This is a genomic window from Pseudomonas sp. IPO3747, assembly GCF_013385245.1.
Taxonomy (GTDB): Bacteria; Pseudomonadota; Gammaproteobacteria; order Pseudomonadales; family Pseudomonadaceae; genus Aquipseudomonas; species Aquipseudomonas edaphica.
The window spans coordinates 592,687-606,555 of sequence record NZ_JACAQL010000022.1 but is presented as its reverse complement, the minus strand read 5'-3'; the positions used below and the strand labels follow the sequence as shown (position 1 = coordinate 606,555).

Genomic DNA, 13,869 nt, shown 5'->3' with positions numbered 1-13,869 from the left:
TTACCCTTGAGCTTGAAAGTGCCCATGATGCGCGAAGTAACCCGGTTTGGGGCAACGCCTTTTTTGTTTTTTTGCCTCAACGGGTGTTCTGCGGGCAGATCGTGGCGCGGTTGCGCCCCCAGGCAAACGTGCTGGCGGTGACGATCAAGACCAACGCCATGGCGAAGGTCACATGCAAGCCATTGGCAACACTGGGCGGCGCTGCGTGGGCCACATCGGGGCTGGCCCAGGCAAATACCGCGCCCAGGGCCCAGGCACCGAAAATCAGTCCCAGGTTGCGCGACAGGTTCAGCAGGCCAGAGACGGTTCCTCGGCGTGTCGGCGCGACATCGCTCATCACCGCGGTGTTATTGGCGGCTTGAAACAGGCTGTAGCCTGTTGTGAGCAGGATCAGGGCGCCGAGGTAAGCGAGCAGTCCCGCGGTCAACGAAAGCGACAGGGCACCCAGGGCCATCACCCCCAAGCCCGCGAGGGTCATGCGATGGCTACCCAGGCGATCGGTGAGGCGGCCCGCCGGCAGACCGGTCAGCGCCGCAACACAGGGGCCGAGGGCCATGGCCAGGCCCATCCAGGCGGGGTCGAGCCCCAGGCCACGGGAGAGGTAAAACGGCCCGACCACGAACGTGGCCATGATCACTGCCGCCACCAGCGCGCTCATCGCCAACCCGGCCCGCAGCGACGGGTCTTGCAAAGGCTGCCAGAAAGCACCTGCCGATTCGCGGGCGCCGGCCTGGCGGTCTGCCGGTAAGTAATAAAAGGCGAGGGCGGCGGCCAACAGGCCCAAGGGTACGCCGACCGCGAACAACGCGCGCCAGCCCCACAGGCTCAGCAACACGCCGCCGACACTGGGGCCCATGGCGGTGCCGACTGCTGACATCGTTCCGAGCAAACCCATCACCTGCCCGGTACGCGCCTTGGTGACCGTGTCGCCCACCATCCCGAGGGTCATCGCCATCATGCTCGCCGCCCCCAGGCCTTGCAGGGCGCGCGCGGCAATCAGCCATTTAAGCGATGGTGCTGCCGCGCACAGTGCACACGCCACGGCGAACAGCAGCAAGCCGGCGAGCAATACGCGTCGGCGCCCCCAACGATCGCCCAGGCGGCCGGCACCGACAATCACCGCCGTGATCGCCAGCAGGTAGGCGAGCACCACCCACTGCACGGCATGAAAGGATGCATCAAATGCCTGGGCCAGGCTGGGCAGGCCGACATTGGCGATGCTGGTGCCCAAAGCGGCCAGCAACATGGATAGCGACAGACTGACGAGCGCGGCGCGTGAAGAGTTGTGCATGGACGATTCCTTGAGTGAAGGCAACTGACACAACTCTACGGCGTGGCCTAATATGGCGGAAGACGCATGGGTTGCAGCTAATACCTGCATCAAACGCCTGATAAGGAACACGTATGCCCGACCTGAATTTGCTCATTACCCTGGATACGTTGCTTAGCGAGGGCAGTGTCGCCGCTGCCGCCAGGCGCCTGCGCCTGAGCCCTTCGGCCATGAGCCGCGCGCTGGCACGCCTGCGTGAAACCACCGGTGACCCCTTGCTGGTGCGCGCCGGGCGCGGGCTGGTGCCGACCCCGCGGGCGGTCGAACTGCGTGAACACGTCAGCCGTTTGGTGCAGGAGGCCCAGGCGGTGCTGCGCCCTGCGCAAACCTTGGACATGGGCCAGGTGGTACGCACGTTCACGCTGCGCTCGAGCGAGGAGTTTGTCGAAAACCTCGGCCCGGCGTTGCTCGCGCGTATCGCCCAGGAAGCGCCGGGCGTGCGCCTGCGTTTCGTCGACAAGAGCGACAAGGACTCGGCGCTGCTGCGCGAGGGCAGTATTGACCTGTCGATTGGCGTGGTCGACGCCAGCGCCAGTCCCGAACTGCTGACCCAGGCGCTGTTCCGTGACCGACTGATCGGTGTGGTCCGCAGCGGCCATGCGCTGAGCCAGGGTGAAGTCAGCGCCGAGCGCTTTGCCCAGGGCCAGCATGTCTACGTGTCACGCCGTGGGCTGGACCGTGGCCAGGTCGACGACGCCCTGCAAGCGCTGGGCCTGACGCGGGAGATCAGCACCATCGTCGCCGGCTTTGCCACCGCCATCGCCCTGGCCCGCGACACCGACCTGATCGCCAGCGTGCCCGAACGCTACACCGCCCATCAGCGCGACGGGCTGTACAGCTTCGCGCTGCCGATAGTCGTGCCGCCGTTCACCGTGGCCATGCTCTGGCACCCACGCCTGGATGCCGATGTGGCCCACCGCTGGTTGCGCGGCTGTTTGCGCCAGGTGTGCGGGCAGCAGGTACAATCACCGCTGCCTTGACGCTAAACCCAGGAATTTGCATGTTCAGCCTTACCCGCTACACCACCGCGTGCCCCGAGCCGATCAACAGCCAGATCCTGCAGATGGTGGTGGACAACCTCACCGACATCAGCAGTGTGGCGTTGCCGCCGAGCAACCTGCTCTACAACATCTATCAATATGCCGTCGGCTTTGAGGTGCACCTGTACCTTGAAGCGCTGAATGGCGCCAAGGGCATCGCGGTTGAACTGGTGGTGGCGATGCGGGACGAACAGGTGATCGGCTTTTGCCTGTACCTGCCCGTCAAGGACGATCCGCACGCCTGTGGCATCGCCTTCATGGCGGTGCAAGCCGGGCACCGGCGCCAGGGCGTGGCCCGCGCGATGCTTGGCGAGGTGCTGGCGCATTACCCCCACGCAGAGCTGGCCTGCTCAGTGGAAAAAGTGCCGGCGTTCCAAGCGCTCGGCTTTCAGGTGCGTGGCGCACGCGGCACCCAAGTGTTGATGAACACCCGCGATTACGGCACCGATGGCTTGATGGGCGTGCTGGACGTGGCTGCGATCTATAGCTCGCTGGAGGTGCGACAGATTCATACCTACTTGCTGCAAAAACACGGCAAGCGCGCGATGGTTGATGCCGAGAAGCAGCGGGATCGGCATTTGGATCAATTGGGGCGTAAGGTACAGCTGTTTGTAAGTGAGTATCGGGACTGAATTCAAAAAAACTCTCTTGGGAGGTTTTTTATTGGGTGCAGCAAATCGGAATGATCGTACTAATTAACCGGGGTATGTGCTTGTTTTCTGCACACATATAAATAGACGGCAATTGACACTGAAGCAGTTAAAAATGCTATGCCGGCTGACACAATAAAGGGGGCTGGGCGACCACCTGCGATTATTATTAGTGTTCCTAAAGAAGGTCCGATTATAACGCATAAAATTTGGACGCTTCTGAAAGACATGGATACCCTTCCGATAGTGTCAGGAGGGCATAATTGTTGAAGGATTATATTTGAGGATATTATTAGTGTTTCATGGCCGAAGCCATTAAGAAACCAAGCCAGTGGATAGATATAGGCTCTTCCAGGTACTTGGAAAAATACTAAGGTCGCGGTCAGGATTAATGCGGCGGAGAAAACAACCAGTGCATGTGTCCGGAGTAGCAGTTCATCGATATGGCTGAACTTGAATTTTACCAGCAGTGCGGCGCCTATCGCGCCAGCCGCTGTTGCGGAGACGATGACTGAGAAATTAACTGAAGGTAAACCTTCGTAGGCTAAGAAGGATGCCAAATGCGGGTCGTAGATTCCTAAAGCAAGTGAAGTGAGTAGGGAGTACAAAAAGCCGATGCGTAGCTGAAAGGGTAAGGTATTGAATATTGCAATTCCTCTTGCTATGTCACGATAGAGTGGAAGGGGGTTCGTGGAGGCGTCGATGATTTTCGGTTGGAAGACCCTGCAGATAGACCTCAGGAGTGGAAAGGTCAAAAGAACGGCAGCGGCTGATAAAAAGAATAAGTCCTTTGGTGATAATATTATCGTCAATATACCTGCTAGTAACGGCGCAAGTATTTTTGTGGATTGGTCAAATACACTGATGTAGCTAAAAAAAGATTTGCGCTCATCAGCAACTATCAGTTGCCGAACCATAATGGTTATTGAGGGGAAGTAGAATAAGTTTGATACGCCTTTCAAGATAACGAAAAGCAAAAAAATCTTAAGATCTGGAGAGACTGCGAGGGCTAAAGTAGACAGTGTGCGGACTAAAGCCCCAAATGCCAGTGTTTTCCTTGCGTCATGTCGATCTATCAGCGTTCCGACAATAGGGCCTAGAAACAACATGGGGGCACCTAGGCAAAAAGCCAGGAGCGCTATCGACGAAGGCGAGGCATGCCACAAATAGACGGGGATCGTGAAAATCAAAAAAATATCAAGCCATAGTGAGAGGCTGGAAAGCGCTTGCACACAAATAAGCTTACTTGACGTTTTCATGATGTCTATCTGAGTTCAGAAAAAGTTTGTCTTCAATTACGAAGCTATCGAGGTCGTGCTCGCTCGCGAAGCGATACAGGTTGCTTAATCTATTTATGAGGCTGCGTCCATTAAGGTTTAGGGGGGTTATGTTATGCCGACTCTTGACGCATTAAGATAGTGTCGGCTCTGTAATTGTATATATCATCTCAGGGTTGTTGTCTCCAAAGGTTTGTGACGCGTTTAAATCGTATGTGTGCCTACTGGTGATTGTCAATTCTGTTTTTTGAATAATAGTGTTTTTCATAGGTTTTTGGTGTGTTTTTACAGAGGTGTATCAGATAGTTCTGATCGGCATTTCCTACGTTGCGCTTCGCCGTTGATTTCTAAAGATACTTATTTATACATAGGGCTGTAATGTTTGGTTGCATTACATCAGGCCGCTACCCATGGCGGCCATGATTTTATTTCTAAACTAGTTCCGTGTGTGAAAAGCCTGGAACTCAATAAGGAATTGTCGCCACAGAAGGCTCGCTGATCAACGCAGTTGCAGCAGTCTTTCTACCTGAATTGGAGTTCTATCTATGCACATTGGCGGCTTCAACGCTAAATCTGTACACGGCAATTTTGAGATGTCTCAGATGATGGGCAGGCCGAAGAGCCTGGAAATGAGCGATGCAAAACAATTCGATCCGGCGCAAAAGCCTGAGGTCAATGAGCAGTCTGCCAAGGACCTCAGCGCGCACAGCCAAATGTTGACGGCGCGTAGGGGCGGCAGTGATCTGCTGCCTGGCGTCGGCAGCAAGAAGATCTCGTTCTGATTGCACAGAGGCCCGTATCGTCAGATACAGGTTAATGAGATGGTCACTCCCAACACCCTGTGAGGGCTACGCTTTCACGGGGTGTCGCGGCGCTTGATTCCTTGTGCGCGAAGAATTAGTTAAACGCAGCCGCGATTGACCATTGCCAGAATCGTCGCCACCAGCTCCTGCTGCGCCTCCTCACGGCTGATCTCACCACTGGCGGCCGCCTGGGACAAGGCTTCGGCGGCACCCAGCATGGCGCGTAAGCCTGCCTGGGAAACAGTGCCGTTGGGCGCGAACGGCGCCAGTGCGTCGCGGCACTTTTGCAGGAAGATCGCCTCGTATTTGCGCTTCAGCGTTTCCAGTTCCGGCGAGCTGCTCAAGGCGGCAATCACCCCCGGAATTTCCCGCCCTTGCAACAACACGCAATCGACGTAGCACGACGCGATGACCCAGGCTTGCTCCTGCACGGTCGCGGCGCTGGAGTCCAGCGCATCGGCAAACACCTGGTTCTGGCGGCTATCGAAGTCTTCATACAGTGCGGCCAGCAGGCCGGCGCGGGTGACGAAATGGTCGTAGACCACCGGCTTGGTGACGCCCGCCAGCTCGGCCAGGCGGCCCAGGGTCAGGGCTTCGGTGCCTTCTTCGCGTACCAGTTGCCAGGCCATGTCGAGCAATTGGCGCAGGCGATCCTCGCGGGACAGGCGGCGGCGTGGGGCAGGGGATTCAGCGCTTGACATGCTTATATACCAAAAGTAACTTAAGGTGCGTAACCTACTAAAAGTAGCTAGCGCCCAGCCTAGCCCGAAATGGAGTCAATGTCATGCACGCACTGATCGTTGTAGGCCATCACGACCCGCAATCCCTCACCCATAGCCTCGCCGCGCAAGTGGCGGCCGGGCTCACGGCGGGCGGCCACACTTATGAGGTTGCCGACCTCGCCGCCGAAGGCTTCGATCCGCGCTATACCGCCGCTGACCACCTCGTACACCGCACTCGCGCTGAGCCGCCCGCCGATGTGCTCGCCGAGCAGGCGCGCATCGACCGCGCCGATGCATTGGTGCTGGCGTTTCCGATTTATTGGTGGTCCCTGCCGGGGCTGCTCAAAGGTTGGGTTGACCGCGTGTTCGTCAACGGCTGGGCGATTGATTACGGCCCCGATACGCCGGTGGTGAAAAAACTGCGGCACTTGCAGGTGCACCTGCTGGCGTTGGGTGCGGCAGATGAAAGCGCGTTTGATCGGCACGGTTATGCCAAGGCCATGCGCACGCAAATCGACTACGGGATTTTTGATTACTGTGGGGCGCAGGTGGTGACGTCAACGCTGCTGCTGGATTCGGAAAGCGGCGCTGCGCAGGCGCACTTGCACACCGCGAAAGCCATAGGGCAGGGCTTGTTTGCACACGAAACGGTGGCTGGTTAGTCAGCCTTCGCGAAACAGATCGTGAGCATCCAACAGGCGGTAGGCGATTTCCGGGCGCTTCTCCATGCCACGGCGAATCGCTGCCGGAATCGCCTGGCGGGTTTTGCGGCACAGGCCGGGCTGCTCATCGATGTTGATCTGAATGCCGCGCATGCTCTTGACCTCGGTGTGCCCCGGCGCTACCTGCACGCGGATCCCCAATAGTTCGAACATCTTCTGTTGCATGTATTCCAGGTCTTGCAGGCTCTGGAGGTTTTCCAGGCGCTCGACCAGCTTTTTTTCTTCCTGACGCGTCAGGCTGAGAATGCGCAGGTCGGCGCCGGGCGCTTGTAACAGCTGTTCGCGGTCGCAAGCGCAGACGCCGGGTGGGCAGGGTTGGCGAATTGACATGTGCATTCCCTCCCTACGCCGACGTGCTGGCTCAGTAGCTGAGCGTTACCCCAAGGCTGCCCAAGGCCTTCCAGTATTCAGGGTAGGTCTTGGCCACGCAGTCCGGGTCTTGAATGCGGATTCCCGCCACCTTCAGCCCGGCCAGGGCAAAACACATCGCGATGCGATGGTCGGCGTGGGTGTCGATCAGCGCATTGCAAGAGGTGCCGGCCAGCGCCGGGTCGCTGGCCACCAGCAGGTCGTCGCCCTCGATGGTCGCCAAGCCTGGACGAATCTCGTTGAGGCCGTCGTGCAGCGCCTGTACACGGTCACATTCCTTGACGCGCAGGTTGGCCAGTTCAGTGAAGCGCACCGGGGTGTTGTTGAACGCAGCCAGCACGGCCAGGGTCGGGATTGCGTCCTGCATCTGCGAGCCGACTACCGTGGCTTGCATGTTCGGGAACTGCGCGATCACGGCCTGGGCCTTGGCGTCCGGCTGGGTGAAGTGCTGCGCGGCCACGCCGATGTCGATGCGCCCGCCGGTCAACACTTCGGCGGCCCACAGGTAAGTGGCGGCGGAGGCGTCGGGTTCGATCAGGTAGTCATGGGCGCTGTAGCCGGTGGGGGCTACGCGCCAGGTGGTGTCGTCGACCACCTCGACCTGCGCACCGAACGCACGCATGCAGTCCAGGGTCAGGTCGACGTAGCCACGGGCGCCGATGTCCTTGCCGGTCAACGCCACTTCAATCGGCGCCTGGCCGCAGGCGGCGAGCATCAACAGGGCTGACACGTACTGGCTGGACAAGCCGCCATCAATCTCAAAACGCTTGGCCTGCACCTTGCCCACGCCGTGTACGGTTACCGGCGGGCAGCCGGTCGGGCTGTCGACGCGGATGCCGTTCTGGCCGAGGGTGGCCAGCAGCGGGCCGATCGGACGTTTTTGCATGTAGTCGTCGCCGTCGAGCACCACGGTGCCTTCGACGGTCGCCACGGCGGCAGTCAGAAAACGCATCGCGGTGCCGGCATTGCCGAGGAACAGCGGCTGCGACGGCAATTGCAACTTGCCGGAGCCGGTCACAACGAAGGTGGTGTCGTCCGGTTCATCGATGCTCACGCCCATCTGGCGCAAGGCCACCGACATGTGGCGGGTGTCATCGCTTTTCAGTGCGCCGCTCAAGCGGCTGGTGCCCTTGGCCAGGGCGGCCAGCAGCAGGGCGCGGTTGGTAATGGATTTGGAGCCGGGGGGCGCGACCTTGCCGTTCAGGGCGAAATTGGGCGGTGTAACGGTCACGGTTTTCTGCGAACTCAAGGTACAAGGCTCCTGATCAAGGCAAGGCGGTAGGGAGTGGCCGACGGGCGGACCCGAATAATCAGCTAAACACGCCACCCTTGTCGAGCAGGGATCGTGGTAGGGCGCGTATTTCGAGGCGGTCGCCGACTTGTCCGGGGAATGGACTGCTCCTGTAGTCGAACTACTCCTGCGGGCGTAGGACAAGCAGCAAATCTGATGCAGGACAACGGCGCTCACTTAGCGAAACGAGGGCGACGTGAGATCTTTCCGAGAGAAGTGGCGACTGGACAATAAAGCCCGCCAAGGTAAGTTCAAGGCGTGCCCCATGACGGGGCACATTCAATCAAGGAGTGAATGAAATGAACAAACCCCAGACCCAACTTCGTCACGGTCGCGTGGTGACCCCGGCCAGCCGTGGTTCAGTGGCGGTGGAGCGTGGGCTGCTCGGCAACTGGCAAGTCAACGAGATGGAAGGCGGTAAAAACTTCCCATCGCTCGCCGCCGGGCCATTCCCGGCACCTTATGAAACCGATGATCAAAGCGTCACACCGCCTGGCGACGGGCATATCTTGAGCGGCGGCAAAACCGACGACCGCGATTGCATCAACTTCACCGACGAGGAGATGAGCAAAAAGCTCAATAGCCCCTTCACTTGGCCGTTGCTGAATGTCGAGGCTGGCCAGGTGTTCAAGGTGCAGTGGGAGTACACCGCCGCCCACGTCACCCGTGGTTATCGCTGGCTGATCACCAAGGATGGCTGGGACCCCAAGCAACGCATCAGCCGTGCGCAACTTGAGGCCAAGCCGTTTTTCGAAGACTTCTACACCCAGGTGCCGTACTACCAGCACGCCGATGAAATGAAGGCCAAGGTCGAACACCAGGTCACGCTGCCCAAGGGCAAGAAAGGGAGGCATGTGGTGGTGTTGATGTGGATCGTGGCCAACACCGGCAACGCGTTCTACCAGGCGTTTGACCTGGACTTCAAATAAGCGCTGTTACCGCTGGGCCAACCAGTAGTCATGCAGCGCCCGCGCGGCGGGTTCGATGGCTCGAACCCGCTGCTGGTGGGCGTTTACATCCAGGTAGGCCGGTAGTTCGAAGTTGTCCTGCTCGGCGCACCAGGAAATCTTCTCCAGCAGCGCCGCCTGTTCGGCCGGCAGTTCTGGCCAGTTGCCAATCGCGGCGCCACGGATATAACCAAAGCACCATTCCTCGGCAAGCGTGACGGTTTGACCTTGGTGCTCGGTGTCATCGAAGCGCGCCTTGAAGCCTTGCGCATTGGTGGCCAATTGCGCCGCCAGCATATTCATATGGTGCACGCACAGCTCGAGGAAGCGCTGGGCTTCTTCGACGTTTTCCCACTCCGGGTTCTGCCCACCCCAGATCGCCGGGAACCACTCACCCACGTCCACCTGTGCCGGGCTGGAGACCAGCGCGGTGAAGTAGCCGTCGAGTTCAGCCAGGTTCAGCACCGAATGATCGTCGCCGTATTTCAACAGCGTTTCGTCGATGAAGTCGAAATCGGCAGGGGTGAGGGGTTGGGCGAGCATGGGCATATCCTTTAAACGTCGAGCGCCGCGAAGTGGGCGGCTTAAAGCGCAGAGGATGGCGCTTGGGCGGGCTTTTTTCCACTTATTTCCCAGCGCTGACACAGCTTGCTCACGCACATCGAACCCACCACCGCCAGAATGATCGGCACCAGAAAGTCATGCTCGATGCGCGTAAATTCGGCCACCAGCACAATCGCGGTCAGCGGCATGCTCATGCTGGAGGCCAAAAACGCCGCCGCGCCGATAATCGCAAACGCGCCGAGCGGCACCCCGGGCCACACCAGGCTCCAGGCACCGCCGAGCAGAATCGCCAGCAGCGCGCCATTGGCCAGGCCCGGCGTCAGCAGGCCACCCTCGGCGCCCGCGCGCAGGCTGCTCGCAGTGATCAGCACCTTGACCAGCAGCAGGATGGCGGCCAGGCCTATCGTCAGCTCATTGTCGAAGCCCAGTTGCGCCGGGCCTTTGCCATTGCCCAGTATCTGCGGCAGCAGCATCGCCAGCCCGCCGATAATGGTGAAGTTGATCAGCGACATGACTGGCAGGCGCCAGCCGCGCGCGGCGTTGGCCCTGGCGGCGCCGGTAAAACGGCTGAACCCATAAGCGGCCACGCCAAACACCGGCCCGCACACTACCGCCCAGGCGATCAGCGCCGGGCTGAGCACAAAGTGCGGCACTGCATATTGCGATTCCGCACCCAGCCCGATCCACGCCACCGAAGCGCCAATCGCCGAGGTCGCCAGCGCAATCACCGCCGCCGGCCAGCTGAAGGCGCCCACCAGCACTTCCAGCACAAAGACAGCGCCGCCCAAGGGCACGTTATACACCGCCGCCAACCCGGCACCGGCACCGCAGGCCACGATCAAACGGTGCATGTGCGGTTCCAGGCGCGCGCGTTGTGACAGCCAGGTCGCGGCCAGCGCGCCGACTTCACGCGGCGCCACTTCACGGCCCAATGGCGAGCCAAGCGCCACGGTGATGATCTGCAGCACGGCGTGGGCGAGGGTGGTCTTGGGCGGCATGATCGGCATCTTTTCAGACACGGCCTGTTTGATGCTCACCAGCGGGCGACCATAGCGATAAATCGTCCACCAGCCCAGCCCGGCGACCAGGCCGCACACCACCAGCACCAGCAGACGGCGCTCCGGTGCGGCAGCGGTGACGCCCCACAAAAAGGTTTCGTGGCTGACCAGGCTGTCGAGGCTGTAACCGTAGGCCAGGTGCTGGATGCCGTGCAGCAGCAACGCCAGCAACATCCCGCCCAGCCCGGCGCCAATGCCGGTCAGCACGACCACCAGGGCCAGAATCAATGATGAACGAAAGGTGGACGGCATAGCGGGCTCCAGGCAATGGCCCTGAGTGTATAGCCGATAAAGTGCGGTGCCTGGGTGAAATGTATCGGCAGGTCATAAACCCCGCGCCCACAACATTTCATTACTTTTGCCAGTCCCGTTTTTGGCCGATGCGCCGTCATGCTCCCTTGTTATAGTTCGAGCCTTATTACTCGCCAGTCAGGGATCACTGCCATGTCCGAATACCAAGCTTTCATCGTCGAACTCACCGGCAACGTTGCCCATGTGCAGATCAACCGCCCGGAAAAAATCAACGCGATGAACGCGGCGTTCTGGACCGAAATCATCGACATCTTCCAATGGGTCGAAGACACCGACGCCGTGCGCGCCGTGGTGCTCAGCGGTGCCGGCAAGCATTTCTCGTCCGGCATCGACCTGATGATGATGGCCTCGGTGGCCAATAGCTTTGGCAAGGACGTGGGCCGCAACGCACGCCTGCTGCGGCGCAAGATCCTCGAGCTGCAAGCCTCGTTCAATGCCGTCGACACCTGCCGCAAGCCGGTGCTGGCGGCGATCCAGGGTTACTGCATTGGTGGCGCCATTGACCTGATCAGCGCCTGTGACATGCGCTACGCCGCCGAAGGCGCGCAGTTTTCGATCAAGGAAATCGACATCGGCATGGCCGCCGACGTCGGCACCCTGCAACGTCTGCCACGCATCATTGGCGACGGCATGTTGCGTGAACTGGCCTACACCGGTCGCCCGTTCGGCGCAGAAGAAGCGCGCAGCATTGGCCTGGTCAATCGTGTGTATCCCGATCAGGACAGCCTGTTGGCCGGTGTAATGGAAATCGCCCATGAAATCGCGAGCAAATCACCGATTGCCGTGGCCGGCACCAAAGCCATGATCAGTTATATGCGTGACCACACAGTCAATGATGGTCTGGAATACGTTGCCACCTGGAACTCGGCTATGTTGCAATCCAACGACCTGCGCGTGGCCATCGCGGCCCATATGAGTAAGCAGAAACCCGAATTCGTGGATTGACTGACATGACCCCAGGCTGGATTACCACAACGCTGCTGGACAACGACGCCCCTGGCGGCTGGGCCGTCGCCCGCAGCCGCGCGGGCTTTTTGCATGACACCAACGGGCCGCTGTTCCCGCGTGAATGGCTCAAGCGCCAGGACCTGTCGGTGTTCGCCGAACACGGCATCGGCCACCTTGACGGCGAGCCTGTTTACTTGCTGGAGCTGAACGCGGCGGCCGAGGTGCCAGGTTGCAGTTGGCAGGGTTTGCGCGGCTTTATGTTGCAGGGCGACCACACCCTGTACAAAGTGCTGGGCTACGCCGCGCAGATCGGCACCTGGGCGCGGGAGCATCGGTTCTGTGGCAGTTGCGGCCAGGCCATGGTGCAGGTGCCGCGCGAACGTGCGATGTATTGCCAGGCCTGCGACCTGCGCAGCTACCCACGCATTTCGCCGAGCATGATTGTGCTGGTGACCCGTGGCGACGAGATCCTGCTGGCACGGTCGCCGCGTTTTGTCACGGGTGTGTACAGCACGCTGGCGGGGTTCGCCGAGCCGGGGGAGTCGGCCGAAGACTGCCTGATCCGTGAAGTGCGCGAAGAAGTGCAGGTGGAGGTCAAGAATATTCAGTACATGGGCAGCCAGTGCTGGCCGTTCCCGCACTCGATGATGCTGGGCTTCCATGCCGAATACGCCGGGGGTGACATCGTGCCCCAGGCTGATGAGATCGAAGACGCGCAGTGGTTCAACATTCACGACTTGCCGCCGTTGCCGGCGTCACGTTCGATCGCGCGTTACCTGATCGACCTCTACCTGGCGCGCCGTTTAGGCCACGCTGAACCAGTGTTGCCAGGCTAGGCGCACCGTCAGGCCGAGGACCACGGTGATAAACACCGGGCGAATGAATTTGGCGCCGCCGCTGATTGCGCTGCGTGCGCCAAAGAACGCGCCACACATTACCGAGAAGCCCATCGCCAGGCCGACGATCCAGTCCACCGAGCCATTGAAGATAAACACCGACAGCGCCGCTGCGTTGCTGACGAAGTTCATGCTGCGCGCCACGCCGCTGGCTTTGACCAGGTCGATGGGGTGCAGCAGCATCGTGCTGACTGTCCAGAACGCGCCGGTGCCGGGGCCGGCCACGCCGTCGTAGAAGCCCAGGCCGAAGCCTTGGGTCGATTGCCATTTCTTCTTGATCGGTGCATCGGCATCCAGCGGCGCCTTGGGCGTGCCGCCGAACAGCAAATACACACCACAGGCGAACACGATCACCGGGAGCATTTTGTTCAGGGTTTCGGCGGGCAGGTAGTGGGCGACCACGGCACCCGCCAATGCGCCGACCAGCGTGCCGACGATGGCGTGTACCCATTGGCGCGGGTGGAACAGCTTGCGCCGGTAGAAGGTGAAGCTGGCGGTGGCGGAGCCGAAGGTCGAGCTGAGCTTGTTGGTGCCCAGCACCAGGTGCGGTGGCATGCCGGCGGTGAGCAATGCCGGTGTGGTGAGCAGGCCGCCGCCGCCGGCGATGGCGTCGATAAAGCCGGCAATAAAGGCCACGCAGGCAAGAATGGCGAGGGTGGTCAGGTCAACGCTGAGTTCGAAGGGCATGGGCAGGGCTTATTATTGGCAGGGCGCAGAAAAGGGCTGCGCCAAAGGCCGGTATCTTACTTGTATCTTGTTGTTCTACGCGATCCAAATGTGGGAGCTGGCTTGCCTGCGATAGCGGCAGGGCAGGCCCAACTGCTGTAACTGACCCGACGCCATCGCAGGCAAGCCAGCTCCCACCTTTAAACCGTGCCCGCCTGACTGTGATCGTTCCCACGCTCTGCGTGGGAATGCCGCCTCTGACGCTCTGCGTCTG

General features: G+C 60.3%; 15 protein-coding genes. 7 read left to right on the top strand and 8 right to left on the bottom strand.

What is annotated here, in order from left to right; translation table 11 throughout:
- Positions 1 to 76 precede the first annotated feature (76 nt).
- On the bottom strand, positions 77 to 1,291 hold the full coding sequence (locus HX790_RS24195; protein ID WP_176992291.1) for an MFS transporter: 1,215 nt from the start codon (positions 1,289 to 1,291) through the stop codon (positions 77 to 79).
- A gap of 113 nt (positions 1,292 to 1,404) precedes the next feature.
- Between HX790_RS24195 and HX790_RS24190 the strand changes: the two genes are divergently transcribed.
- Positions 1,405 to 2,310, top strand: coding sequence for a LysR family transcriptional regulator (locus tag HX790_RS24190; RefSeq protein ID WP_176992290.1), 906 nt, complete (start codon positions 1,405 to 1,407; stop codon positions 2,308 to 2,310).
- 20 nt (positions 2,311 to 2,330) lie between these two features.
- Entirely contained in the window at positions 2,331 to 3,002 is a 672-nt protein-coding gene (locus HX790_RS24185) for a GNAT family N-acetyltransferase (protein ID WP_170038400.1), read from the top strand.
- 59 nt (positions 3,003 to 3,061) lie between these two features.
- Here HX790_RS24185 and HX790_RS24180 read toward each other — a convergent pair whose 3' ends face one another.
- The gene (locus HX790_RS24180) at positions 3,062 to 4,279 is read right to left on the bottom strand and encodes an MFS transporter (RefSeq protein ID WP_218174718.1); all 1,218 of its coding nucleotides are present in this window, start codon (positions 4,277 to 4,279) and stop codon (positions 3,062 to 3,064) included.
- Between the two features lie 563 nt (positions 4,280 to 4,842).
- Here HX790_RS24180 and HX790_RS24175 point away from each other — a divergent pair.
- Positions 4,843 to 5,079, top strand: a complete 237-nt coding sequence (locus HX790_RS24175) for a hypothetical protein (RefSeq protein WP_017139116.1) — start codon at positions 4,843 to 4,845, stop codon at positions 5,077 to 5,079.
- Positions 5,080 to 5,198: 119 nt separating this feature from the next.
- Here HX790_RS24175 and HX790_RS24170 read toward each other — a convergent pair whose 3' ends face one another.
- Complete coding sequence (locus HX790_RS24170) at positions 5,199 to 5,801, bottom strand: TetR/AcrR family transcriptional regulator (RefSeq protein WP_176992289.1); 603 nt, start codon at positions 5,799 to 5,801, stop codon at positions 5,199 to 5,201.
- Between the two features lie 83 nt (positions 5,802 to 5,884).
- On the opposite strand from HX790_RS24170, the gene HX790_RS24165 reads away from it, so the two are divergent.
- Positions 5,885 to 6,484 carry an NAD(P)H-dependent oxidoreductase gene (locus HX790_RS24165; protein WP_138450232.1) on the top strand — a complete coding sequence of 200 codons (600 nt, stop codon included), beginning with the start codon at positions 5,885 to 5,887 and terminating at the stop codon, positions 6,482 to 6,484.
- On the opposite strand, the gene HX790_RS24160 is transcribed toward HX790_RS24165, so the two are convergent.
- A complete protein-coding gene (locus HX790_RS24160; protein WP_017139114.1) occupies positions 6,485 to 6,874 on the bottom strand; it encodes a hypothetical protein in 390 nt (129 codons plus the stop codon). It abuts the gene before it with no gap.
- 31 nt (positions 6,875 to 6,905) lie between these two features.
- Entirely contained in the window at positions 6,906 to 8,162 is a 1,257-nt protein-coding gene (locus HX790_RS24155) for a 3-phosphoshikimate 1-carboxyvinyltransferase (RefSeq protein ID WP_017139113.1), read from the bottom strand.
- Between the two features lie 341 nt (positions 8,163 to 8,503).
- On the opposite strand from HX790_RS24155, the gene HX790_RS24150 reads away from it, so the two are divergent.
- Complete coding sequence (locus HX790_RS24150) at positions 8,504 to 9,133, top strand: lytic polysaccharide monooxygenase auxiliary activity family 9 protein (protein WP_138450233.1); 630 nt, start codon at positions 8,504 to 8,506, stop codon at positions 9,131 to 9,133.
- Between the two features lie 6 nt (positions 9,134 to 9,139).
- Here HX790_RS24150 and HX790_RS24145 read toward each other — a convergent pair whose 3' ends face one another.
- Positions 9,140 to 9,694 carry a UPF0149 family protein gene (locus HX790_RS24145; protein ID WP_176992288.1) on the bottom strand — a complete coding sequence of 185 codons (555 nt, stop codon included), beginning with the start codon at positions 9,692 to 9,694 and terminating at the stop codon, positions 9,140 to 9,142.
- A gap of 41 nt (positions 9,695 to 9,735) precedes the next feature.
- Positions 9,736 to 11,025 carry a chloride channel protein gene (locus tag HX790_RS24140; protein WP_138453595.1) on the bottom strand — a complete coding sequence of 430 codons (1,290 nt, stop codon included), beginning with the start codon at positions 11,023 to 11,025 and terminating at the stop codon, positions 9,736 to 9,738.
- A gap of 192 nt (positions 11,026 to 11,217) precedes the next feature.
- Between HX790_RS24140 and HX790_RS24135 the strand changes: the two genes are divergently transcribed.
- Together HX790_RS24135 and nudC are read left to right on the top strand one after the other, a co-directional pair.
- Positions 11,218 to 12,030, top strand: a complete 813-nt coding sequence (locus HX790_RS24135) for a crotonase/enoyl-CoA hydratase family protein (protein ID WP_017139109.1) — start codon at positions 11,218 to 11,220, stop codon at positions 12,028 to 12,030.
- A gap of 5 nt (positions 12,031 to 12,035) precedes the next feature.
- Positions 12,036 to 12,869 carry an NAD(+) diphosphatase gene (gene nudC / locus HX790_RS24130; RefSeq protein ID WP_176992287.1) on the top strand — a complete coding sequence of 278 codons (834 nt, stop codon included), beginning with the start codon at positions 12,036 to 12,038 and terminating at the stop codon, positions 12,867 to 12,869.
- On the opposite strand, the gene HX790_RS24125 is transcribed toward nudC, so the two are convergent.
- A complete protein-coding gene (locus tag HX790_RS24125; protein WP_017139107.1) occupies positions 12,837 to 13,616 on the bottom strand; it encodes a TSUP family transporter in 780 nt (259 codons plus the stop codon). The genes nudC and HX790_RS24125 overlap by 33 nt on opposite strands.
- Positions 13,617 to 13,869: the final 253 nt, after the last annotated feature.